A 21,543-nucleotide genomic window follows, 5' to 3' on the forward strand; every position below is an offset into this window, starting at 1 on the left:
TCATTTAGTTTCTAAACTTTTGTCAATACTCCAAGGAATATAAGCTTCAAATTCTACCTGAATTAATCCCTCCTTGTCTTCAAAAAATGTCAGACTATTTTGTTCACAAAAACCTATTGAAAAATTATCACAAACATCTACTAATTCAATTTGAAAACTTTCATTCCCAATATTTCTTCTAAAATCTTTACCATCAATAATTTTTCCTTTAAAATGAAACCATCCTGCTATATGATGCAATCCATTTTGCAAAATTTGATACGATAAAATTTCAACTTCCTTTTTATAATCAATCCCTAGATTTAAAAACAAAGTTTTAACTTCTTCAGGAAAAACATTTTCACGATTTTGAATGTAGTTTCTACAATCATTACATAGGCATAATTCTGCTCCACCTTTAATAACATTGGAATAATTCTTAATTGTTAAAGATTTATCAACATCAAATTTCCAATTTTTAAACTGTACTATTTCCATATAATTATTCAATTGCCTCCAGTTAAAGCTGGAGGTAAACAAATGTATACAAAAAAGGCTTTAACCAAAAACCGCAAAGTTTGGCTAAAGCCCAATTCAAATCTAAAAAAAAACCTCCAGTTAAAACTGGAGGCAATTCATTTATATTGATTTTAAAATTTTGTGTAATTTATAGCTATAAAATCCAACAATGGAAATTCAAGTATGTTAAAATAAAAATTCGTGAATTCGTGGCTAACTAAAAACTCAATGTTCCCCATACCCAATATCATCCATCTTACCGCTAAAAACACGATATTGAATAATAAAATAAACAATCACCAAAAACAAAGCAATAAAAAACCAACTCAAACCAGCATTCAATCCATATTCATGCGCTGCTGTATTATAAATTGTTAATGACGGATTTACTTTATTTGTCGAAGGCAAAACATTCGGGAAAATCGAAACTGCTGTCGAGGCAAATCCACCGACTAAAAACAAAGTCGAAAACAAGAATCCGTAACCGTCTTTTTTAAAAGAACGAACTTTAAATAATCCAGCAATTCCAGCGAAAGTCATTAAAGGAAAAAACCACAAAATTGGATTTTCAATAAAATTATGAAACGGCTTTGGCTCAATAAAATGCCAAATTCCCAATGAAATAAAAACCAAAACAAGCAAAACAAAGTTCAGTTTAAAAACTACATTTTTAAGTTTCGGGTTTAAAGACGAATTGGTTTTATAAATAATCCAGTTCGCACCGTGAATCGTCAACGCGACAACACTTACAATTCCCAGAAAAAGCGTAAACCAATCTATAATTCCCAATTCATTTGCTTGCGGACTAAAAGTTGGATTCCACAAAGGCAGAAAGAAAAAATGCGGCTCTTGTGTCGAAACGCCATTTTGAACCATTCCGAGATTGACACCACGAACAATATTTCCTAAAGCAATTCCGAAGAAAAGCGCCAAAAGCAAACTCGCAATTCCGAAAGCTTTATCCCAAATCGCTTCCCACATATGATTGTGAACTTGACCGCGCATTTCCAATCCGATGGCGCGAAAAATCAAAAGCCATAAAATCATAATCAAAGGCAGATAAAATCCGCTGAAAGAAGACGCATATAAAGTTGGAAACGCAAAAAACAAAACACCTCCCGCCGCAATTAACCAAACTTCATTCGCATCCCAAAACGGCCCAATTGAATTGGTAATTGCTTTTTTATCTTTTTCTGTCTCGGCAAAAAATAAATGAATAATTCCTGCGCCAAAATCATAACCGTCTAAAACCAAATAAACAGCTAGAATTCCCATTAAAACTACGTACCAAAAAAATTCCATACTTATATTTTTTCTGTTGAAAGTTCCACATGATGAGGTCCTTTATTGATAATTTTTCCAATCAAAAGCAAAAACAGCATTCCGAGCAAAAGATACAAACCGATAAATCCAAGCAAAGTAAATAATGTATTTCCTGATGAAACTGTTGGCGAAGCTCCGGCTCCGGTTCGCATTAAATTATAAACCAGCCAAGGTTGTCTTCCCAATTCGGCCGTGTACCAGCCGGTTGTGTTGGCGATATAAGGAAACGGCATCATGAACATCAACGACCATAAAAGCCATTTGGTTTCAAATAATTTTCCTCTTATTAATTGAAAAAGAGACAAGAGCATTAATCCGATAAATACAGTTCCAAGACCGACCATAATATGATAGGCATAATACAATCCCGAAATATTCGTTGGATGCAAATCTTCTTCAAACTGGTCTAAACCTTGAATTTCCTGATTCCAATTTCCATAAGTCAGGAAACTCAAAATATTTGGAACGGCGATTTTGTTATCCAATTTCTTGTCTTTTACATCGGGTTGGCCAATTAGTACAATCTCTGAACCTTTCTGTTCCGTATGAAAAATCCCTTCCATTCCGGCAAAAGTCACAGGTTGGTATTTCACTACATTTTTCGCCAATAAATCGCCTGTTGGAACGGCAACGAAAATGCTCGAAATCAATCCGAAAATCACTCCTGTTTTTAAGAACAATTTTCCGAAAGAAACATTTTTTTTACTTAAAATATAAAAAGCTCCAATTCCAGCAACAACAAATGAACTTGTTACCAAAGAAGCGGCTTGATTATGCAAATAAGACGGCCAAAGCCACGGATTTAAGAATAAAGCTTGAAAATTATTCAACACAAATTTTCCGTTTTCTAAGATTTCATAACCTACAGGATTCTGCATCCACGAATGTGTAGCAATAATTAAAAATCCGCTGGCCCAAGAACCGATCATGATTAATAAGCCGGTTACAAAATGCAATTTATGTCCGAGGAGTTTTTCTCCAAATAAAAATATTCCCAAGAAAGAAGATTCGAGAAAGAAAGAAAACATTCCTTCCATGGCAAGCGTTTGCCCAATAATTCCTCCCGTTAATTCGGAAAACTTTGCCCAATTGGTTCCAAACTGAAACTCCATCGGTATTCCAGTCACGACGCCCATCGCAAAATTGAGGGCAAAAATCTTCATCCAGAAATGAGTGGCGTGATTGTATTGTTCGTCTTTAGTTTTGAGGTATTTCCACTTGAAGTAAACAATGATGAGCGAAAGGCCCATTGTAAGTTGTGGAAAAAGATAATGAAAAGTAATCGTGAAGGCGAATTGCATTCGGTCGTAAAAGAGCATTTCTTCCATAAGTGGTATTTGTTTTATGAAGTTCAACAAATTTAACCATTACAACCCGAAATGTCACTCTTAAAAAAAAGTTTATCACCTGATATTTGTGAAACTTTTCAACAATTTAAAGAGTATAGATTACACTTATTTTTAGAATACTTCACAAAGTATGTCATTTCGACTGAAGGGAGAAATCACACTAGAAAATCCGCAAAGAAAATCGCCAATCTTTGTCGAGCTTCTCGTGGAGATTTCTCCTTCGTCGAAATGACAAGATTGCGTATAGATTTACATGATCAAACATAACCCGTGGTTTCAACCACGGGAACACAATGCATATCCGACACGTATCCTGCGGTTTAAACCGCAGGCTATGTTTGATTTTGATTGCGTAATTATTTTTCTAAAATCCCTTTTTCAACACTTTCATTAATCAAACCTTCGGCGTAATTCCATATAGAATTTGAACCTTCTTTAATGATACTTTTCTTTTCGTAAACTTTATCGTATTTCACTCCAAACTCTTTCCAAGTTCCACCATTGTTTGATGTATTTTGCAATAATGGTTCAAGTCTGTCCATCGATTTTGCGAATTTGGCTTCGTTGGTTTCTCCTGCTTCAAATTCTTCCCAAATAGCAATAAAATCCTCGGCTTGTTTTTCCGGAAGCAAACTAAAGATTCGATTTGCCGCTAAACGTTCTTCATCTGTATTCGAATGATTTTTTACGGTATCGTAAATAAAAACATCTCCGGCATCAATTTCAACAATATCGTGAATCAAAACCATTTTTACCACTTTCAAAACATCAATTGGTTCATTAGAATGCTCGGCTAAAACAATCGCCATTAAAGCCAAATGCCAGCTGTGTTCAGCATCATTTTCACATCGGTCGCTGTTGAATAATTTTGTCTTGCGCTGAATGTATTTTACTTTATCAATTTCTTTTATAAAGGCAATTTGATCTAATAAATCTTTTGTGTTCATAGCCATAATTTTAGTAGAGTTGCAAAATTACGCAGTTTTTCACCATCCTAAGTTATGTAAGTACATTTTAGTTTTGGACTAAAACATCCTGCTTAAATTAACTTATATAGCTTATATGGTAAATCAGTTATTTTTTGCGCAGAAATCAAATTTCTGTAACATTAGTCACCTATTTTATTAAAAAACAAACCTACCTTTGTGTTCCATTATTTTTATAACTAAATCATGAAAATAGAACAAATCTACACCGGATGCCTTGCGCAAGGTGCATATTATATAACATCTGACGGAGAAGCTGTTATCATTGATCCGCTCAGAGAAATTCAGCCTTATCTGGATCGTTTAGAACGCGACGGAGTGAAACTGAAATATATTTTTGAAACACACTTCCACGCTGATTTCGTTTCGGGACACGTCGATTTAAGCAAAGAAACTGGAGCGCCAATCGTTTACGGACCAAATGCCGCTTGCGAATTTGACTGCATTTCTGCAAAAGACGGACAGGAATTCAAAATCGGAAAAGTGACAATTAAAGTTTTGCATACTCCAGGACATACTATGGAAAGCAGTACTTTTTTATTAATTGACGAAAACGGAAAAGATCATGCAATTTTCTCTGGAGACACCTTATTTATTGGAGATGTTGGCCGTCCTGATTTAGCTCAGAAAGCAGCTGGAATGACACAAGATCAATTAGCCGGAATTTTATTTCATTCGCTAAGAGAAAAAATCATGACGCTTGCTGATGACGTAATTGTTTATCCTGCGCACGGTGCCGGAAGCGCTTGCGGAAAAAACATGAGCAAAGAAACAGTTTCAACTATCGGGAATCAAAAAGCCACCAATTATGCTTTACGCGCCGATATGACCGAAGCTGAATTCATTAAAGAAGTTACTGATGGATTATTGCCTCCTCCAGCCTATTTCAGCATGAACGTTGCCATGAATAAACAAGGTTACGAAAGTTTTGAAACGGTTTTACATAACGGAATGAAAGCGATAAATGCAAAAGAATTTGAAGCAGTTGCAGAAGAAACTGGGGCTTTAATTTTAGACACTAGAAGCGCAGCCGATTTCAGCAAAGGATTCATTCCGCAGTCAATTAATATTGGAATCAATGGGGATTTTGCTCCTTGGGTTGGAACTTTAATTGCCGATGTAAAACAGCCAATAATTTTGGTTACCGCAATTGGAATGGAAGAAGAAACTGTAACACGTTTAAGTCGTGTTGGTTTTGACACCATAATCGGACATCTTGAGGGCGGATTTGAAGCTTGGCAAAATGCAGGTTTTGAAATTGATACCGTAAACCGAATTACAGCAGACCAATTTGCGAATGAATTTAAATTCGGCACAGATAAAGTTGTCGATATTCGTAAAGAATCAGAATATGAGGCAGAACATATTGACGAAGCTTACAGCAAACCTCTTGCATATATAAATGATTGGGTGAAAGACATTAACCCAAATGAGCATTTTTATTTGCATTGCGCTGGCGGATACAGAAGTATGATTGCAGCTTCTATTCTTCAAGCGAGAGGATTTAGAAATTTCTCTGAAGTGGAAGGCGGTTTTGGAGCAATTTCAAAAACAAATGTCCCAAAATCAGATTTTGTCTGCCAAAGCAAAACATTAAAAGCATAATTTTTTAAGGTACAGAGATACAAAGGTGCAAAGCGACAAAGTTTTTCCCTTTGAACCTCTGCCCCTTTGAACCTTTGAACCTAAAAAAAATGAGTATAATTGAAATCATTAAAGAACCATGGCCTTGGTATGTTGCGGGCCCTTTGATTGGATTAACAGTTCCAATTTTATTAATTATCGGAAATAAATCTTTCGGGATTAGTTCCTCTCTTCGTCATATTTGTGCGGCTTGTATTCCTGCAAATATTTCATTTTTTAAATACGATTGGAAAAAAGAAAGCTGGAATTTATTCTTCGTTCTCGGAATACTTTTAGGCGGTTTTATCGCTTCTTATTTCTTATCAAATCCAAATTCTATGGAAGTTGCTCCCGAATTATCAGAGAAATTAGCGACTTACGGAATCACAGATCATAGTGGTTTAGTTCCTGCACAATTATTTTCTTGGGAAAGTTTATTAACGCTTCGCGGCTTTATTATGATTGTGGTGGGCGGATTCTTAGTTGGTTTTGGAACTCGTTATGCCGGCGGATGCACAAGCGGACACGCGATTATGGGATTATCAAACTTGCAATGGCCATCATTAGTAGCAACAATCTGTTTTATGATTGGCGGTTTTGTAATGTCTCTTTTGATTTTACCTTATATTCTTTCACTTTAAAATTTCGAAAATGAGTTTAGAAAATAAAAATATAGACGGCGAAGGAATCAACGCAAGCCAGAAAAAAGAAAACGCATTCGCAAACCTTAAATATTTAATCGTCGGAATCTTTTTCGGAATTGTATTCGTAAAAGCCGAAATCATCAGCTGGTTTCGCATTCAGGAAATGTTTCATCTTGAATCATTCCATATGTATGGTGTGATTGGATGTGCTGTTGCTGTAGGATTAATATCTGTTCAATTGATTAAAAAATTCAACATCAAAACTCTTGATGGCGAAAAAATCGAAATTCAACCAAAAACTTTCAGCAAAGGACAAATCTACGGCGGACTGATGTTTGGTTTTGGATGGGCAATAACTGGAGCGTGTCCAGGTCCTCTTTTTGCACAAATTGGTACGGGTGCGACTGTAATTGTTGTTACTTTATTAAGTGCTATTGCAGGAACTTGGTTTTACGGTTTGATTAAAGATAAATTGCCGCATTAAAAATTTGTTTCAGGTTTTGCTTGTTTCAAGTTTCAAGTTGATTTAACCGCAAAGCACACAAAGATATACGCAAAGTTCGCAAAGTTTTATTTACAAAGCTTTGCGAACTTTGTGTTTTATAAAAAGTCTCGATTTATTAAAAACCTTGCTCCCGATAGTTATCGGGATTGCGGTTAAATATTTTTCTTCATCGATTTTTAATTTCATTTCGTTAAGTTTGCTTTTAACGACACTTCCGCAAAATAAAAACTAAAAGCCAATATGAATCGCTCTGAACAGTTATCCAGATTACAGCATACCGAAAAATGGGACGTAATAATTATTGGCGGTGGCGCAAGCGGTCTGGGAACAGCTGTTGATACTGCAAGTCGCGGTTACAAAACAATCCTCTTTGAAGCTGTAGATTTTGCAAAAGGAACTTCAAGCAGAAGCACCAAATTAGTTCATGGCGGTGTGCGTTATTTAGAGCAAGGAAATGTGCATTTGGTAAGAGAAGCACTAAAAGAAAGAGGACTGCTGGCTCAAAATGCGGGACACTTAGTCAAAAACCAATCTTTTGTTATTCCGAATTATCATTATTTAAGCGGTTATATTTATACTATTGGATTAAAAATTTACGATTTGCTTTCGGGTCGCCTAAGTTTAGGAAGTTCAAAATATCTTTCAAAAAAGAAAACCATCGAAATGCTTCCAAACGTAGAAGAAAATGGTTTGGTTAATGGCGTTATCTATCATGACGGACAATTTGATGATTCTCGTTTGGCCATAAATTTGGCTCAAACTGCTATCGAAAATGGTGCTTGTGTTTTAAATTATGTAAAAGTTGTCAACTTATTAAAAGACGATAAAAATCAAATCATTGGTGTTCATGCGATCGATCAGGAAACTGGAACGATTTACGATATTAAAAGCGCTGTTGTAATAAATGCAACGGGAGTTTTTACAAATGCCATCATGAAGCTAAACGATAAGGTTTATAAAAAATATATTGTTCCGAGTCAGGGAATCCATTTGGTTTTTGACAAATCTTTTCTTCCCGGAGAACACGCTTTGATGATTCCGAAGACAAAAGACGGAAGAGTTTTATTTGCCGTTCCGTGGCACAATCATGTTGTGGTAGGGACAACCGACACTTTAATCAAAAAACAAAGTTTAGAACCTATTGCATTAGAAAGCGAAATTCAATTCGTTCTAGAAACAGCGCAACGATTCTTGGCAAAAAAGCCAACAAGAGCCGATGTATTATCAGTTTTTGCCGGATTACGCCCTTTGGCTGCTCCAAAAGAAGAAGGCAAAAGCACTAAAGAAGTCTCTAGAAGTCATAAAATCATAGTTTCAGAAACTGGTTTAATAACCATCACTGGCGGAAAATGGACAACCTATCGAAAAATTGCTGAAGATATTATAGACAAAGCGATCAAAACAGGCAAATTACCAAAGAAAGAATGTGCAACCGAACATCTGTCTATTCATGGAAACCAACCAACTAATTCTTTTGACAGAGAAAATCACCTTTATATATACGGTACTGATATTCCGAAAATAATTGAATTGCAAGAAAACGAACCTGAATTAAAAGAAAAACTGCATCCCGATCATGAATTTACAATGGCCGAAGTTGTTTGGGCCATTCGTCATGAAATGGCTAGAACCGTTGATGATATTTTGGCAAGACGTGTACGTTTATTATTTCTGGATGCCAGAGCGGCAATGGAAGTTTCTGAAAAAACAGCGAGAGTAATTGCAAAAGAATTAGGTCATGACGAAAACTGGATTTCTAAGGAAATTGCAGATTTTAAAGCAACTTCTAAAGGATTTTTCCTTTCCGAATTCCGATAATGGTTTCTAATCAGTTCAAAAACAGCACTTTTTTGAAGGTTCACTCCTATTTACGTTCAAAATTTATCTTACAAAAAAGAACTTCAAATAAAAACCTCAAAAACAAAGACCAGTCAATTTAAATTTAGGTTAAATATTAAAATATCAATTAGTTATAATTAAAAAATACACTAATTTTGACGTCGCTAAAATGCATTATTTTATAATGCATGACATCTTGTTTTTCATATTAACAAAAAATTAACACAACACTTGTATATACAACTATTAAAAGTTATACATTTGTATATACAAATTATACACTTACGACTATGACAATTGAAGAGGTTATTAAGAGTACAGTTAAGATGGATAATGCGAAAAAAGTTATTCTGAATATCATGTACACACAAAATGTGATTCAGGATCATTTCAACGAGTTAATTAAACCTTATGATTTATCTGGAGAGCAATACAATGTACTACGCATATTAAGAGGACAAAAAGGAAATCCCGCTAATATGTGTGTGATACAAGAACGCATGTTGGCCAAAACCAGCAACACTACCCGATTAGTGGACAAATTATTACTGAAAGAATTCGTTACAAGAAATGTCTGTCCAGACAATCGACGAAAAATTGAGGTGTTAATTACACAAAAAGGATTAGATGTTTTAAAAGAATTAGACCCGAAGGTAGATGAGCACGAGCGCGTATTTGCCCAGAATATAAGCCCCGAAGAATTAGAATTATTAAACAATTTATTAGAAAAATACCGAAACCAATAAAATTAAATATTATGAGCACATTATTAGATAATTTAAGCTGGAGATATGCAACTAAAAAATACGATGCAACTAAAAAAATATCTGCAGCAGATTTGAATACATTGAAAGAAGCGGTAAGATTAGCAGCTTCTTCATACGGATTACAACCATATAAAGTAATTATCGTTGAAAATCCAGAAATTAGAGAAAAATTAAAAGCTGCTGCTTGGGGACAAACGCAACTTACAGATGCTTCGCAAATATTTGTATTTGCTAATGACTTAAACGCAGGACCAGAATCTGTGGCGGCTTATATTAAAAATATTAGCGAAACAAGAGGAGTTCCTACTGAAGCTTTAGGCGGATTTGCAGATATGATGAATGGGGTAATTTCGAACCTATCTCAAGATGCTAAAAATATCTGGACATCAAAACAAACTTATATTGCTTTAGGAACTTTATTAGCAGCTGCAGCCGAATTAAAAATCGATGCAACGCCAATGGAAGGTTTCAATCCAGCACAATTCAATGAAATCTTAGGTTTCGATAAATTAGGCTTAAATGCTGCTGTTATCGCTGCCGTAGGTTACAGACATGATGAGGACGACGCTCAGCATTACAAAAAAGTTAGAAAATCACAAGAAGAATTATTTATCACTCTTTAATTATTATTAATCCAAATTCAATTTTAACAAAATGAAAAATTTAAAAACAATCGCAATTGCATTATTCGTAGCAGTAGCCGGAATCTCAGTAAACGCTCAAACTAAAAAAATCGACGTAAAAGCATCTTCTATCAAATGGGTAGGTAAAAAAGTAACTGGAGAGCACTCTGGAACTGTAAACTTCAAAGAAGGAGCTGTAGTTTTCAAAGGAAAAAAATTAGTTGGAGGAAGCTTCACAGTTGATATGACTTCATTAACTTCTACAGATTTAACTGGAGAATACCAAGGAAAATTAAACGGTCACTTAAAAGCTGACGATTTCTTTGGAACAGACAAATTCCCAACTGCAAAATTAGTTTTCAAAACTATCGGTGCTAAATCTGCTGACGTTTATACTGTAACTGCTGATTTGACTATTAAAGGAATCACTAAACCTGTTACTTTTGATATTACTGTAGCTGGAAACACTGCAACAACTGCTTTTAAAGTTGACAGAACTAAATATGATATCAAATATGGTTCAGGAAGTTTCTTCCAAGGTTTGGGAGACAAAACTATCTATGACGAATTTGAATTAACTGTAGCTTTAAAATTCTAATTTTTAGACTTACTAATTCATTATACGAAAAACCCCAATAGAGTGAGCTATTGGGGTTTTTCATTTTTATTTATTCCTTTTTATTTTCACTGGATTTTGCCTTGTATCAAACACATCTAAGATTTCCACTGCATTCTTTTCTAAATTAATCCAGTAAATAATCTTATAACTTTTGAAAACTAAATAACGTAGCTCTTTTGAATAATTTTCTAACAATTCTTCTTTTTGACCAATTGTAGCTTGTGTTTTTAGCTTAAGAGTTTCTTTCGTAATTCCAATCACAAGTTTTCTGGCAACGTTCAAACTTGCCTCTTTCTTATAATAGTCAAAAATATTTTTAAGTTCATTTTTTGCAAAATCTGTCCAATAAATCTTTAACTCCATTTTTCGATTTCAGAAATTAAATTATCAGATTCTGTAACACGCCCTTTTCTTGAATCCTCTAAAGAATCATCAATTCTTTTTCGAAAATCAGCAATAGACATTGGTTTAAATTCTGAATCTGTTTTAATTTCTTTCTTCAATAATTTTTCAAATTGAGAAATAGCTTTCTCACTTTCAAGTTTAAGAAAGTCTCTAATAAAAATCACTTTTCGAGTATCTAAATCCATTTCTTTTATTTTTATCAAAGTTACAAATTATCTTTCAATGAAAATTTAATTGTAATTATTTTTAGAACAACTCTCAAATAAAACTATTAGTAAATTTCTTTTCAAAAAAATAACGTTCTTAATACTAAAGTAACGCTTTGATAATAACTATAACCGAATTGATTAACATTCGGACTCTAATTTTGAGCAAATTAAAAAATCAAAAACTAGAAATTAACATTATAGTTATGAAAACAAAACTACAAATTGTTGCTCTTGCCCTTTTGAGCAATTTTTTTCTACAAGCACAACAAGCCACAAAAGGAATTATTGGAACTTCTAATTGGATGAACAATTGGACCAATTTTAAACCTGCTGCGAACGAATATAATGAAGCAACCAATATAATTGCAGGAACTATTGACAAAGACATGAAATTGCTAAAACGCAATACGTATCAATTAGTTGGTGTTGTGTATGTTACCAATAATGCAACTTTAACTATTGAGCCGGGAACTGTTATTCGAGGCGACGACAAAACTTGCGGCACACTTGTAATTACAAACGGTGCAAAAATTATGGCCGAAGGCCTAGAAACAGATCCAATTGTTTTTACATCAAACAAAGAAAAAACAGAAAGAAAACCGGGTGATTGGGGTGGCATTATAGTTTTAGGAAAAGCGCCAATAAACAACTTAGGCGGACTTCATACTTTGCCTTTTGATTTAGAACCAATGCTGAATCACTATGGCGGGCAAGATGCCGAAGACAATTCGGGAATTCTTAAATATGTTAGAATTGAATATGCTGGAAGAAAATTAAGCTCTCTGAAAGAATTAAACGGACTTTCATTGGCTGGTGTTGGAAGAAAAACCGTTTTAAGTAACATCCAAATTAGTTTTTCAAATGATGATTCTTTTGAATGTTATGGCGGCGATATGAATTTGAACAATTTGATTTCGTACCGAACTACAGATGATGATTTTGATTTTACGCAAGGTGCACAAATCAACATCAGCAACAGCATTGCAATTCGTCACCCATTTTCATCTGATATTTCGGGATCAAGATGTTTTGAAGTCGATTCATACGACAAAATCGGGACTACTGATATGTCTAAAAAAATGACCAAAATTAACGCTTCAAACATTACTTTGATCAATTTGGAAGAAAACAATCAAGGATTGGTTCGTGAATCGGTTTATGTTCGTGAAAACACTTTCTTCAATTTATCAAATAGTATTGTTTCAGGTTTTACTCCTTTTGTTTTATTGGAAGGAAATATCGGAAACGGAAATGAAAATCTTTCAAAAATCACTTTCAAAAATATCATTGTAAACAATTGCAACGATGGCATCACAAGCGAATCTGCGGCAAGCAATCCTGTCATCGAAAGTTATTATAATGCTCAAAATTCAGGTATAGAATATACAAAAATGAAAAATACGGAGTTGTTTACAACACCAAACATCAAAGGAAGTCCAGATTTTAGGGCAAACGTAAACAACACCTTAGCCATTGGAAACTAAGGCTTTGTTGTGTTTCTAAATTTTAAAATTTAACAAAATTTCAATTTTTGAAAAGTTTTTTTTGAGATTTTATGTCTTTTAATTCAAATTACCTTTATATCTTTGTGACATCAAAAATAAAGAAATGAAAATATTAATGAACAATACTTGGTGGTGGAAGAATTTACGTCAAACGTCGTGAACGAAGCTTCCTATGGTATTTTCAAAACTATAAATTTAAAGGGCTTGTCATCACGACAAGCCCTTTTTTTTTTTGATCAAAACTCTAGCTGAAAAACATATTAAAAACTAAAAAACAACATACTTTGAAACCGTTTATACTTAATACACATTACAAACAAATTCTGGCAGACACTATTACGCCAGTAAGTATTTATTTTAAAATCAGAGATAAATTTCCAAATAGTTTATTGTTGGAAAGTAGTGATTACCACGGAAATGATAACAGCTTTTCTTACATCTGTTGTAACCCGATTGCAACGATTAAAATTGAAAATGAAGTAATCACAAAAACTTTTCCTGATGGAACTTCGGAACTAAATAAAATCGATACTCAAACTAGTATTCCGGAAGTAATTCAGGAATTTTCAAGCCAGTTTAAATCAGAGAAAAACGATTTTAAATTCATCAATAACGGATTATTTGGCTACATTTCTTATGATGCCGTTCGTTATTTCGAGAAAGTTTCGATTGCCAAAAAAGATACTGCGACTTCAATTCCTGACGTATTTTATGCAGTTTACCAAAATATTATTGCAATCAACCACTTCAAAAACGAAGCCTATATTTTTTGCCACAGCGTTGACGGAAGAAACAACATTTCTGAAATCGAGCAATTATTGCAATCAAGAAATATCGCTTTATACAAATTCACGAAAGAAGGTGAAGGTTTTTCAAACTTAACTGACGAAGAATTTAAGCACAATGTGGCTTTAGCCAAAAAACATTGCTTTCGCGGAGATGTTTTTCAATTAGTTCTTTCGCGTCGTTTTACACAAGGTTTCAAAGGTGACGAATTCAATGTTTATCGTGCATTAAGAAGCATTAATCCATCGCCATATTTGTTCTTTTTTGATTATGGAGATTTCAAGATATTCGGTTCTTCCCCTGAAGCACAAATTATCGTGAAAAACAGAAAAGCTGAAATTCATCCAATCGCTGGAACTTTCAAAAGAACCGGAAATGACGAACGTGACGCGCTTTTAGCAAAAGAGCTTTCTGAAGATAAGAAAGAAAACAGCGAACACGTAATGCTCGTTGATTTGGCCAGAAATGATTTGAGCCGAAATGGTCATGATGTGAATGTAGAAAAATACAGAGAAGTTCAGTTTTTCTCACACGTAATTCACTTGGTTTCAAAAGTTACCGGACATTTACATGACAAAGCGACCACGATGCAAGTTGTTGCCGATACTTTCCCAGCAGGAACTTTGAGCGGTGCTCCAAAACACAGAGCAATGCAGTTGATTGAGGATTACGAAAAAACAAATCGTAATTTCTACGGAGGCGCAATTGGAGTAATGGATTTTGACGGAAACTTTAATCACGCCATTATGATCCGAACTTTCCTCTCTAAAAATCACCAATTGCATTGTCAAGCGGGCGCGGGAATCGTAGCAAGTTCTGATGAAGAAAGCGAAATGCAGGAAGTTTATAATAAGTTAAGAGCGTTGAATACGGCCTTGGAAATGGCAGAAAATATCTAATAAACAGTCACATTTTTAAGTCTCAGTAACGCAGAATAATTAACGTTATGTCCCCGAGGTTAAAACCTCGGGCTATATTTGAAAACAAACGAACATAAAAAGAATGCTAAGTAAATATAGACAGCGGTTTAAACCGCTGGAGACAAAGATTGACAAAACCATAAACTATAAACTACAAACCATAAACATTAAAAACCATGAAAAAAGCAGTATCAATTTTAATTTTAATCATTACCATCACTTCTTGCAATTCTGATAAAAAAACAAATCCAATTCAAGGAACTTGGCGTCTTATATCAGCTGAAACGACAGAAAAAGATTCCACTTTTTCGACTTTCAATCCAAAAACAAAAATGATTAAGATTATAAATGAAACACATTTTGCTTTTTTCAATCATGATTTAGTAAACGGAAAAGATTCGACAAATGCAGTATTTTTTGGCGGAGGCGGAAAATACACTTTAAAAGATAGTGTTTACACCGAAAATTTAGAATATTTCAACAACCGTCAATGGGAAAATGGAAAATTTGAGTTTGTAGTAAAAGTTAAAAATGACACTCTAACTCAAAAAGGAGTAGAAAAAGTAGAAAAATTAGGAATCGATAGAATCATTACTGAAAAGTACGTTCGAGAAAAATAAAAAATTAGTTTCAGGTTTCAAGTTACAAAACTTAGAACCTCAGAATCTTAGCAACTTAGAACCTTAGAAAAAATGAAAAAAATATTAGTTATAGACAATTACGATAGTTTCACTTATAATTTAGTGCACTATTTAGAAGATTTAAATTGCGAAGTAACCGTTTACAGAAACGACGAATTCGAAATTGACGAAATCGCTTCTTTCGAAAAAATATTGCTTTCGCCAGGACCTGGAATTCCAGATGAAGCTGGTTTATTAAAAGCCGTAATCGAAAAATACAGCCCAACGAAAAGTATACTGGGCGTTTGTTTAGGACAACAGGCAATCGGAGAGGTTTTTGGCGGAACACTTTCGAACCTTGATAAAGTATATCACGGCGTTGCAACGAATGTAAAAACAGTAGTTTCAGACGAGATTTTATTTGAAGGCTTAGGAAATGAATTTGAAGTTGGAAGATACCACTCTTGGGTTGTCGATGCCAATTTACCTGAAGATTTAGAAGCAACTTCAGTAGATGAAAACGGACAAATTATGTCATTGAGACACAAAACTTATGACGTAAGAGGCGTGCAATTTCACCCTGAAAGTGTTTTAACTCCAAACGGAAAAAGGATTTTAGAGAACTGGATCAAAAGTTAGCCGAAAGTTTCAAAGTCGAAAGTCATAAAGTCTAATAGCAAACGATTAAACTTTCTTTCGATTAAAACAAAAAATATAAATCAATTCAAAAATATCAAAGTTCGAAAACTTTATGACTTTCAACTTTGGACTTTATGACTCATGGAAATAACAATTTCAGAAACCCGAGAAATCAGCATAGACGACATTTTAGTTTTATATAAAGCAAATGAATGGAGTTCTGCAAGCAAACCAAACGAACTTTATAACGGATTATTAAATTCGGAAACATTAGTAACCGCCTGGGAAGGAAAAAAACTGGTCGGACTTGGGAATGCGATTTCTGATGGATTTTTAACCGTTTATTATCCTCATCTTTTAGTACTTCCGGAATATCAAGGAAAAGGAATTGGAAAATTGATTATGGATAAAATGCAGGAGAAATACAAGCATTTTCATATGCAAATGCTGACTGCAGACGGAAGATCAGTTGACTTTTACAAAAAAAATGGTTTTGAACGCGCCGGAAAAACAGAACCAATGTGGATTTATCAAGGCAATGAACATTAAAAAATTTAGTCGTAAAGTCTAATGTCGAAAGTCATAAAGTCAATTACGAACTAAAAAAATATAAATAACACAACACTAAAATAAGTATCAGAGGCAAAAGACTTTAAGACTTTTGACATTCGACTTTAAGACTCAAAAAAATGAAAACTATATTAAATAAATTAATCAACCACGAAGTCCTTTCAAAAGAAGAGGCAAAGAACGTTTTGATTAATATTTCAAGCGGTCAATACAATCCAAGCCAGATTTCGGCATTTTTGACTGTATTTATGATGCGAAGCATTACAATTGAAGAACTTTCTGGCTTTCGCGAAGCTTTATTAGAATTGTGTATTCGTGTCGATTTATCAGCTTATAACACGATCGATTTATGCGGAACAGGTGGTGACGGAAAAGATACTTTCAACATTTCGACTTTAGCGTCATTTGTTGCTGCCGGAGCTGGAATAAAAGTGGCAAAACATGGAAATTACGGCGTTTCATCGATTTCAGGATCAAGCAACGTAATGGAGAAAATGGGAATTAAATTCAGCAACGAACCTGATTTCTTAGAAAAATGTATCGATCAGGCTGGAATTTGCGTTTTACACGCTCCCCTATTTCACCCTGCAATGAAAAATGTTGGCCCAATAAGAAAAGAACTGGCTGTAAAAACCTTCTTCAATATGTTAGGGCCAATGGTAAACCCATCATTTCCACAAAATCAATTAGTTGGAGTTTTCAATTTAGAATTAGCGAGAATGTATGCTTATTTATATCAAAATACTGATGTGAATTTCACAATCCTTCATTCGCTTGACGGTTATGACGAAATTTCTCTAACCGGGCCAACAAAAATCATTACCAGCCATATGGAAGGCATGATCAAACCCGAAGATTTTGGCGTTCGTCTTTTATCTCAAACTGAAATCGAAGGTGGTACAACAATAGAAGAATCGGCTGAAATTTTTACGAATATTATTTCTGGAAAAGGAAACGAAGCGCAGAATAATGTTGTTTGTGCCAATGCCGCAATGGCAATCGCAACGGTTAATAAGTGCTCTCCGCAAGAAGGATTTGAATTGGCAAAAGAAAGTCTATTCTCTGGAAAAGGACTTCAAGCTTTAAAAAAATTACAGGATTTATCTCTTTAAAACAAAAACTTAGTACCTCAGTACCTTAGAAACTTAGCATCTTAAAAAATGAATATTTTAGATAAAATAATAATAGACAAAAAACGAGAAGTTGTTCTCAAAAAATCAATTATTCCGGTTTCTCAATTGGAAGCTTCGGTATTTTTTGGAAAACAGACTATTTCTCTTAGTCAGAAATTAAAAGAAAGCAATTCCGGAATTATTGCAGAGCACAAACGCCGATCTCCTTCAAAATCAATCATCAACAATAATTTTACAGTTGAAGAAGTAGTAAAAGGTTATGAAAATGCAGGTGCATGTGGAATCTCGGTTTTAACAGACGGAAAATATTTCGGAGGATCTTTGGATGATTTGCTTTTAGCACGAGCTTCGGTAAATATTCCGCTTTTGCGAAAAGAATTTATTGTTGATGAATATCAGATTTTAGAAGCAAAAGCGCATGGAGCCGATTTGATTTTATTGATTGCTGCAGTTTTAACTCGAGAAGAAATCAAATCTTTATCTGAATTTGCCAAAAGTTTAGGTTTAGAAGTTCTTTTAGAAGTTCATAATCAGGAAGAACTGGAAAAATCAATTATGCCGAGTTTAGACATGATTGGCGTAAACAACAGAAACCTGAAAACCTTTGAAGTAAGTCTGGATTTCAGCAAAGAATTAGCCTCTCAAATTCCGAATGATTTTGTAAAAGTTTCTGAAAGCGGTATTTCATCAATCGAAGCGATTCAGGAACTAAAACCTTACGGCTATAAAGGTTTCTTAATTGGAGAAAACTTTATGAAGACTGACGATGCAGGTAAAGCAGCAACAGAATTCATCAGTAAACTATAATTTAAGTTTGCCACAAATTACACAAATTCCCACAAATTAAATTCGTGTTAATTCGTGCAATTCGTGGCAAAAAGACAAACACAAAGCTTTGCGAACTTTTTCGCATTGTAAACACAACACAAAAGAAAAAAACCTTAGCGCTCTTTGCGTTAAAAAACACACAACGAAATGAAACTCAAAATATGCGGCATGAAATATCCAGAAAATATCCTCGAGGTAGGCGCGCTCCTGCCCGACTATATGGGATTTATTTTCTGGGAAAAGTCTGCTAGATATTGCAACGAGAATGTTCCCGAATTGATAAAAACAATCAAAAAAGTAGGTGTTTTTGTCAATCAGAGTCAGGAAGAAATTCTAGAAAAATTAGAAAAATTCAATTTACAAGCCGTTCAATTGCACGGAGAAGAATCGGTTGAATTTTGTTCGGAATTAAAAGATAAACTGCCAACAAAAATTGAAATTATTAAAGTATTTTCGGCTGATGAAAATTTTGATTTTGAAATCATTAAGCCTTTTGAAAATGTCTGCGATTATTTTCTGTTTGACACAAAAGGAAAACTTCCAGGCGGAAACGGAACAACTTTCGATTGGAACATCTTAAAAAAATACAATTCGAAAAAGCCTTTCTTTTTAAGCGGAGGCATCGGAATGGAGGAATTAAAAGCCATTGAGGAAATTTCAAAAACCAAATTACCTCTTTATGCTGTTGATGTAAACAGTAAATTTGAAATCCAACCAGGGCTAAAAAATAAAAATCTATTAAGCAATTTTAAACGAAAATTTGAAATTGTAAACATTTAAACTTTAAAAAAATGAGTTTTAACGTCAACGAAAAAGGATATTACGGAGAATTTGGAGGAGCTTACATCCCAGAAATGCTGTATCCAAATGTAGAAGAATTACGCCAAAAGTATTTAAGCATAATGGATGAACCTGATTTTAAAGCGGAGTTCAACCAATTGTTGAAAGATTACGTAGGACGCCCTAGTCCGCTGTATTTTGCAAAACGCTTATCTGAAAAATACAATACCCAAGTTTATCTGAAAAGAGAAGACTTAAATCATACCGGAGCACACAAGGTAAACAATACAATCGGACAAATTTTGCTGGCAAAGCGTTTAGGCAAAAAAAGAATCATTGCCGAAACTGGCGCAGGTCAGCATGGTGTGGCAACTGCAACAGTTTGCGCTTTAATGGGAATTGAATGCATCGTGTATATGGGCGAAATTGACATTGCGCGTCAAGCTCCTAACGTGGCTCGTATGAAAATGTTGGGTGCAGAAGTTCGTCCGGCACTTTCGGGTTCTCGTACTTTAAAAGATGCAACAAATGAAGCTATTCGAGATTGGATCAATAATCCGGTTGATACACATTATATTATCGGATCGGCAATTGGACCGCATCCTTATCCTGATATGGTGACGCGCTTTCAGAGTATTATTTCGGAAGAGATTAAATGGCAATTAAAAGAAAAAGAAGGACGCGAAAATCCAGATTATGTTGTAGCTTGCATCGGCGGAGGAAGTAATGCTGCCGGAACATATTATCACTTTTTGCATGAACCAGAAGTTGGAATTATTGCAGTCGAAGCAGCAGGAAAAGGCGTTGACAGCGGACATAGTGCTGCAACCAGCAAATTAGGAAAAGTAGGCGTTATTCACGGTTGTAAAACGCTTTTAATGCAAACTCCGGACGGACAAATTACAGAACCGTATTCTATTTCTGCGGGATTAGATTACCCGGGAGTTGGTCCTTTGCACGCGCATTTGGCACAAACCGGAAGAGGCGAATTTTTCTCTGTAACCGACGATGATGCAATGAATGCAGGTTTGCAATTGACAAAATTAGAAGGCATTATTCCGGCAATAGAAAGTGCACACGCTTTTGCGGTTTTAGATCAAAAGAAATTCAAACCAACTGATGTTGTGGTAATCAGCCTTTCAGGTCGTGGCGATAAAGACTTAGACAATTATATTGACTATTTTAAATTGTAATAAAAATCGTAATTTGGGCGTTCGCTAACAAAACCAAATAACGAGAAAATTAATAATTATGGAAAAGTTATTCTCTTACGGAACATTAAGGTCAAAAGAAATTCAAAGACAAGTTTTTAATAGAATCTTGACAGGTATTGCTGATCAATTGCTTGGTTACAAACTCAAAAGCTTAAAAATAGAAGAAGAATTTGGAATGGCAGATTATGTTGTTGCAGTTCCGAGCGAAAATTCGGCAGATATTATTCACGGTGTGCTTTACGAAGTTTCGATTGCAGATTTGGCTAAGGTAGATTTATTTGAATCTAATGCTTACAAAAGAGTTCAGGTAAAATTGCAATCAGGAGAAACCGCCTGGATTTATATGGAAAGTTAAATTTCAGGAGAAAAAATGATTTTAGCAGCTGCACAAACAAAACCAAAACGCGGAGATATATCTTCCAATTTATTGAATCATTATCAGCTTATTGAGTTGGCTGTTCAAAACGGTGCCAATTTGATTGCTTTTCCTGAAATGTCCATCACTGGCTATGAAAGAGAAAATGCTGCACCATTAGCTTTTACAAAAGATGATTATAGAATTGACCATTTAAAAGAACTGGCTGTCAAAAACAATATTATCATTATTGCCGGTGCTCCTATTCAAGTTGAAAATGAAATGTTTATTGGTGAATTTGTAATTTCTCCTGATAATTCGGTGTCAATTTATACGAAGCAGTTTTTGCATGAAGGTGAAGATGAATTTTTCCAATCATCATTTGATTATAATCCGATGAGTACGATTGAAAATCAGAAGATTTCATTTGCGATTTGTGCGGATATTGATAATCCGAAACATCCGGAAAATGCCAAGAAAAAAGAAACTGATATTTATATTGCCAGCATTTTCTTTTCGCCAACCGGAATTCCGAATGCGTACAGAAGTTTGCAAAATTATGCCGAAAAACATCAAATGAATGTTTTAATGTCAAATTTCAGCGGAGAATCTTGGGGTTCGCCATCGGCAGGACAAAGCGCGTTTTGGAACAATAAAGGAGAATTAATTGGACAAATGAATAATTCAGATTCTGGATTATTATTGGTTGAAAATAAAAATGATATTTGGACAAGTAAGGTTTTAAAATTTTAAAAATATGCCACAGATTTCACAGATTTTCACAGATTAGATCATCAAAAAAA

At 34.4% G+C, this 21,543-nt stretch carries 24 protein-coding genes; 18 read left to right on the plus strand and 6 right to left on the minus strand.

Going from position 1 to position 21,543, the window contains the following annotated elements; genetic code table 11:
• From SCB73_RS00910 to SCB73_RS00925, 4 genes are all read right to left on the minus strand, one after another.
• On the minus strand, positions 1 to 477 hold the full coding sequence (locus tag SCB73_RS00910; protein WP_320568319.1) for a hypothetical protein: 477 nt from the start codon (positions 475 to 477) through the stop codon (positions 1 to 3).
• Positions 478 to 723: 246 nt separating this feature from the next.
• On the minus strand, positions 724 to 1,800 hold the full coding sequence (cydB, locus tag SCB73_RS00915; RefSeq protein WP_320568320.1) for a cytochrome d ubiquinol oxidase subunit II: 1,077 nt from the start codon (positions 1,798 to 1,800) through the stop codon (positions 724 to 726).
• 2 nt (positions 1,801 to 1,802) lie between these two features.
• Positions 1,803 to 3,149 carry a cytochrome ubiquinol oxidase subunit I gene (locus SCB73_RS00920; RefSeq protein WP_320568321.1) on the minus strand — a complete coding sequence of 449 codons (1,347 nt, stop codon included), beginning with the start codon at positions 3,147 to 3,149 and terminating at the stop codon, positions 1,803 to 1,805.
• A 377-nt stretch (positions 3,150 to 3,526) separates the two neighbouring features.
• Positions 3,527 to 4,117: an HD domain-containing protein gene (locus tag SCB73_RS00925; protein WP_320568322.1), complete on the minus strand. Its 591-nt coding sequence runs from the start codon at positions 4,115 to 4,117 to the stop codon at positions 3,527 to 3,529.
• 225 nt (positions 4,118 to 4,342) lie between these two features.
• On the opposite strand from SCB73_RS00925, the gene SCB73_RS00930 reads away from it, so the two are divergent.
• The 7 genes from SCB73_RS00930 (at position 4,343) to SCB73_RS00960 (ending at position 10,755) form a co-directional block, all read left to right on the plus strand.
• Entirely contained in the window at positions 4,343 to 5,761 is a 1,419-nt protein-coding gene (locus SCB73_RS00930; RefSeq protein WP_320568323.1) for an MBL fold metallo-hydrolase, read from the plus strand.
• A 95-nt stretch (positions 5,762 to 5,856) separates the two neighbouring features.
• The gene (locus SCB73_RS00935) at positions 5,857 to 6,420 is read left to right on the plus strand and encodes a YeeE/YedE family protein (RefSeq protein ID WP_320570064.1); all 564 of its coding nucleotides are present in this window, start codon (positions 5,857 to 5,859) and stop codon (positions 6,418 to 6,420) included.
• A gap of 10 nt (positions 6,421 to 6,430) precedes the next feature.
• Complete coding sequence (locus tag SCB73_RS00940; protein WP_320568324.1) at positions 6,431 to 6,907, plus strand: DUF6691 family protein; 477 nt, start codon at positions 6,431 to 6,433, stop codon at positions 6,905 to 6,907.
• A gap of 261 nt (positions 6,908 to 7,168) precedes the next feature.
• Positions 7,169 to 8,746: a glycerol-3-phosphate dehydrogenase/oxidase gene (locus tag SCB73_RS00945; RefSeq protein ID WP_320568325.1), complete on the plus strand. Its 1,578-nt coding sequence runs from the start codon at positions 7,169 to 7,171 to the stop codon at positions 8,744 to 8,746.
• A 311-nt stretch (positions 8,747 to 9,057) separates the two neighbouring features.
• Positions 9,058 to 9,513 (plus strand): MarR family winged helix-turn-helix transcriptional regulator, encoded by a 456-nt coding sequence (locus SCB73_RS00950; protein ID WP_320568326.1) that lies wholly within the window; start codon positions 9,058 to 9,060, stop codon positions 9,511 to 9,513.
• Positions 9,514 to 9,524: 11 nt separating this feature from the next.
• The gene (locus SCB73_RS00955; RefSeq protein ID WP_320568327.1) at positions 9,525 to 10,157 is read left to right on the plus strand and encodes an NAD(P)H-dependent oxidoreductase; all 633 of its coding nucleotides are present in this window, start codon (positions 9,525 to 9,527) and stop codon (positions 10,155 to 10,157) included.
• A gap of 31 nt (positions 10,158 to 10,188) precedes the next feature.
• Positions 10,189 to 10,755, plus strand: coding sequence for a YceI family protein (locus SCB73_RS00960; RefSeq protein ID WP_320568328.1), 567 nt, complete (start codon positions 10,189 to 10,191; stop codon positions 10,753 to 10,755).
• Between the two features lie 66 nt (positions 10,756 to 10,821).
• On the opposite strand, the gene SCB73_RS00965 is transcribed toward SCB73_RS00960, so the two are convergent.
• Both SCB73_RS00965 and SCB73_RS00970 read right to left on the minus strand, forming a co-directional pair.
• Positions 10,822 to 11,139, minus strand: a complete 318-nt coding sequence (locus SCB73_RS00965; protein ID WP_320568329.1) for a type II toxin-antitoxin system RelE/ParE family toxin — start codon at positions 11,137 to 11,139, stop codon at positions 10,822 to 10,824.
• A complete protein-coding gene (locus SCB73_RS00970; protein ID WP_320568330.1) occupies positions 11,130 to 11,366 on the minus strand; it encodes a hypothetical protein in 237 nt (78 codons plus the stop codon). Before SCB73_RS00970 ends, SCB73_RS00965 begins: the two co-directional genes overlap by 10 nt.
• A 227-nt stretch (positions 11,367 to 11,593) precedes the next feature.
• Here SCB73_RS00970 and SCB73_RS00975 point away from each other — a divergent pair, with 227 nt between their 5' ends.
• From SCB73_RS00975 to SCB73_RS01025, 11 genes are all read left to right on the plus strand, one after another.
• Complete coding sequence (locus SCB73_RS00975) at positions 11,594 to 12,874, plus strand: hypothetical protein (RefSeq protein WP_320568331.1); 1,281 nt, start codon at positions 11,594 to 11,596, stop codon at positions 12,872 to 12,874.
• Positions 12,875 to 13,179: 305 nt separating this feature from the next.
• Positions 13,180 to 14,580 carry an anthranilate synthase component I family protein gene (locus SCB73_RS00980; RefSeq protein ID WP_320568332.1) on the plus strand — a complete coding sequence of 467 codons (1,401 nt, stop codon included), beginning with the start codon at positions 13,180 to 13,182 and terminating at the stop codon, positions 14,578 to 14,580.
• Positions 14,581 to 14,777: 197 nt separating this feature from the next.
• Positions 14,778 to 15,221, plus strand: coding sequence for a hypothetical protein (locus tag SCB73_RS00985; RefSeq protein ID WP_320568333.1), 444 nt, complete (start codon positions 14,778 to 14,780; stop codon positions 15,219 to 15,221).
• Between the two features lie 72 nt (positions 15,222 to 15,293).
• The gene (locus SCB73_RS00990) at positions 15,294 to 15,860 is read left to right on the plus strand and encodes an anthranilate synthase component II (RefSeq protein ID WP_320568334.1); all 567 of its coding nucleotides are present in this window, start codon (positions 15,294 to 15,296) and stop codon (positions 15,858 to 15,860) included.
• A gap of 141 nt (positions 15,861 to 16,001) precedes the next feature.
• A complete protein-coding gene (locus SCB73_RS00995; RefSeq protein ID WP_320568335.1) occupies positions 16,002 to 16,409 on the plus strand; it encodes a GNAT family N-acetyltransferase in 408 nt (135 codons plus the stop codon).
• Positions 16,410 to 16,549: 140 nt separating this feature from the next.
• Positions 16,550 to 17,542, plus strand: coding sequence for an anthranilate phosphoribosyltransferase (gene trpD, locus SCB73_RS01000; protein ID WP_320568336.1), 993 nt, complete (start codon positions 16,550 to 16,552; stop codon positions 17,540 to 17,542).
• A 48-nt stretch (positions 17,543 to 17,590) separates the two neighbouring features.
• Positions 17,591 to 18,370, plus strand: a complete 780-nt coding sequence (gene trpC / locus SCB73_RS01005) for an indole-3-glycerol phosphate synthase TrpC (protein WP_320568337.1) — start codon at positions 17,591 to 17,593, stop codon at positions 18,368 to 18,370.
• A gap of 168 nt (positions 18,371 to 18,538) precedes the next feature.
• Positions 18,539 to 19,171 carry a phosphoribosylanthranilate isomerase gene (locus tag SCB73_RS01010; protein ID WP_320568338.1) on the plus strand — a complete coding sequence of 211 codons (633 nt, stop codon included), beginning with the start codon at positions 18,539 to 18,541 and terminating at the stop codon, positions 19,169 to 19,171.
• Positions 19,172 to 19,182: 11 nt separating this feature from the next.
• Positions 19,183 to 20,364, plus strand: coding sequence for a tryptophan synthase subunit beta (gene trpB / locus SCB73_RS01015; RefSeq protein WP_320568339.1), 1,182 nt, complete (start codon positions 19,183 to 19,185; stop codon positions 20,362 to 20,364).
• Between the two features lie 58 nt (positions 20,365 to 20,422).
• Positions 20,423 to 20,740: a gamma-glutamylcyclotransferase family protein gene (locus SCB73_RS01020; RefSeq protein WP_320568340.1), complete on the plus strand. Its 318-nt coding sequence runs from the start codon at positions 20,423 to 20,425 to the stop codon at positions 20,738 to 20,740.
• 15 nt (positions 20,741 to 20,755) lie between these two features.
• The gene (locus SCB73_RS01025) at positions 20,756 to 21,493 is read left to right on the plus strand and encodes a carbon-nitrogen hydrolase family protein (protein ID WP_320568341.1); all 738 of its coding nucleotides are present in this window, start codon (positions 20,756 to 20,758) and stop codon (positions 21,491 to 21,493) included.
• Positions 21,494 to 21,543: the final 50 nt, after the last annotated feature.

Origin of the sequence: Flavobacterium sp. KACC 22761 (assembly GCF_034058155.1) — a bacterium.
Taxonomy (GTDB): Bacteria; Bacteroidota; Bacteroidia; order Flavobacteriales; family Flavobacteriaceae; genus Flavobacterium.

Bases quoted from the DNA above. Each gene is read 5' to 3' on its own strand.
- SCB73_RS00910 (WP_320568319.1), bottom strand. From the start codon at position 477: ATGGAAATAGTACAGTTTAAAAATTGGAAATTTGATGTTGATAAATCT.
- cydB (WP_320568320.1), bottom strand. From the start codon at position 1,800: ATGGAATTTTTTTGGTACGTAGTTTTAATGGGAATTCTAGCTGTTTAT.
- SCB73_RS00920 (WP_320568321.1), bottom strand. From the start codon at position 3,149: ATGGAAGAAATGCTCTTTTACGACCGAATGCAATTCGCCTTCACGATT.
- SCB73_RS00925 (WP_320568322.1), bottom strand. From the start codon at position 4,117: ATGAACACAAAAGATTTATTAGATCAAATTGCCTTTATAAAAGAAATT.
- SCB73_RS00930 (WP_320568323.1), top strand. From the start codon at position 4,343: ATGAAAATAGAACAAATCTACACCGGATGCCTTGCGCAAGGTGCATAT.
- SCB73_RS00940 (WP_320568324.1), top strand. From the start codon at position 6,431: ATGAGTTTAGAAAATAAAAATATAGACGGCGAAGGAATCAACGCAAGC.
- SCB73_RS00945 (WP_320568325.1), top strand. From the start codon at position 7,169: ATGAATCGCTCTGAACAGTTATCCAGATTACAGCATACCGAAAAATGG.
- SCB73_RS00950 (WP_320568326.1), top strand. From the start codon at position 9,058: ATGACAATTGAAGAGGTTATTAAGAGTACAGTTAAGATGGATAATGCG.
- SCB73_RS00955 (WP_320568327.1), top strand. From the start codon at position 9,525: ATGAGCACATTATTAGATAATTTAAGCTGGAGATATGCAACTAAAAAA.
- SCB73_RS00960 (WP_320568328.1), top strand. From the start codon at position 10,189: ATGAAAAATTTAAAAACAATCGCAATTGCATTATTCGTAGCAGTAGCC.
- SCB73_RS00965 (WP_320568329.1), bottom strand. From the start codon at position 11,139: ATGGAGTTAAAGATTTATTGGACAGATTTTGCAAAAAATGAACTTAAA.
- SCB73_RS00970 (WP_320568330.1), bottom strand. From the start codon at position 11,366: ATGGATTTAGATACTCGAAAAGTGATTTTTATTAGAGACTTTCTTAAA.
- SCB73_RS00975 (WP_320568331.1), top strand. From the start codon at position 11,594: ATGAAAACAAAACTACAAATTGTTGCTCTTGCCCTTTTGAGCAATTTT.
- SCB73_RS00985 (WP_320568333.1), top strand. From the start codon at position 14,778: ATGAAAAAAGCAGTATCAATTTTAATTTTAATCATTACCATCACTTCT.
- SCB73_RS00990 (WP_320568334.1), top strand. From the start codon at position 15,294: ATGAAAAAAATATTAGTTATAGACAATTACGATAGTTTCACTTATAAT.
- SCB73_RS00995 (WP_320568335.1), top strand. From the start codon at position 16,002: ATGGAAATAACAATTTCAGAAACCCGAGAAATCAGCATAGACGACATT.
- trpD (WP_320568336.1), top strand. From the start codon at position 16,550: ATGAAAACTATATTAAATAAATTAATCAACCACGAAGTCCTTTCAAAA.
- trpC (WP_320568337.1), top strand. From the start codon at position 17,591: ATGAATATTTTAGATAAAATAATAATAGACAAAAAACGAGAAGTTGTT.
- SCB73_RS01010 (WP_320568338.1), top strand. From the start codon at position 18,539: ATGAAACTCAAAATATGCGGCATGAAATATCCAGAAAATATCCTCGAG.
- trpB (WP_320568339.1), top strand. From the start codon at position 19,183: ATGAGTTTTAACGTCAACGAAAAAGGATATTACGGAGAATTTGGAGGA.
- SCB73_RS01020 (WP_320568340.1), top strand. From the start codon at position 20,423: ATGGAAAAGTTATTCTCTTACGGAACATTAAGGTCAAAAGAAATTCAA.
- SCB73_RS01025 (WP_320568341.1), top strand. From the start codon at position 20,756: ATGATTTTAGCAGCTGCACAAACAAAACCAAAACGCGGAGATATATCT.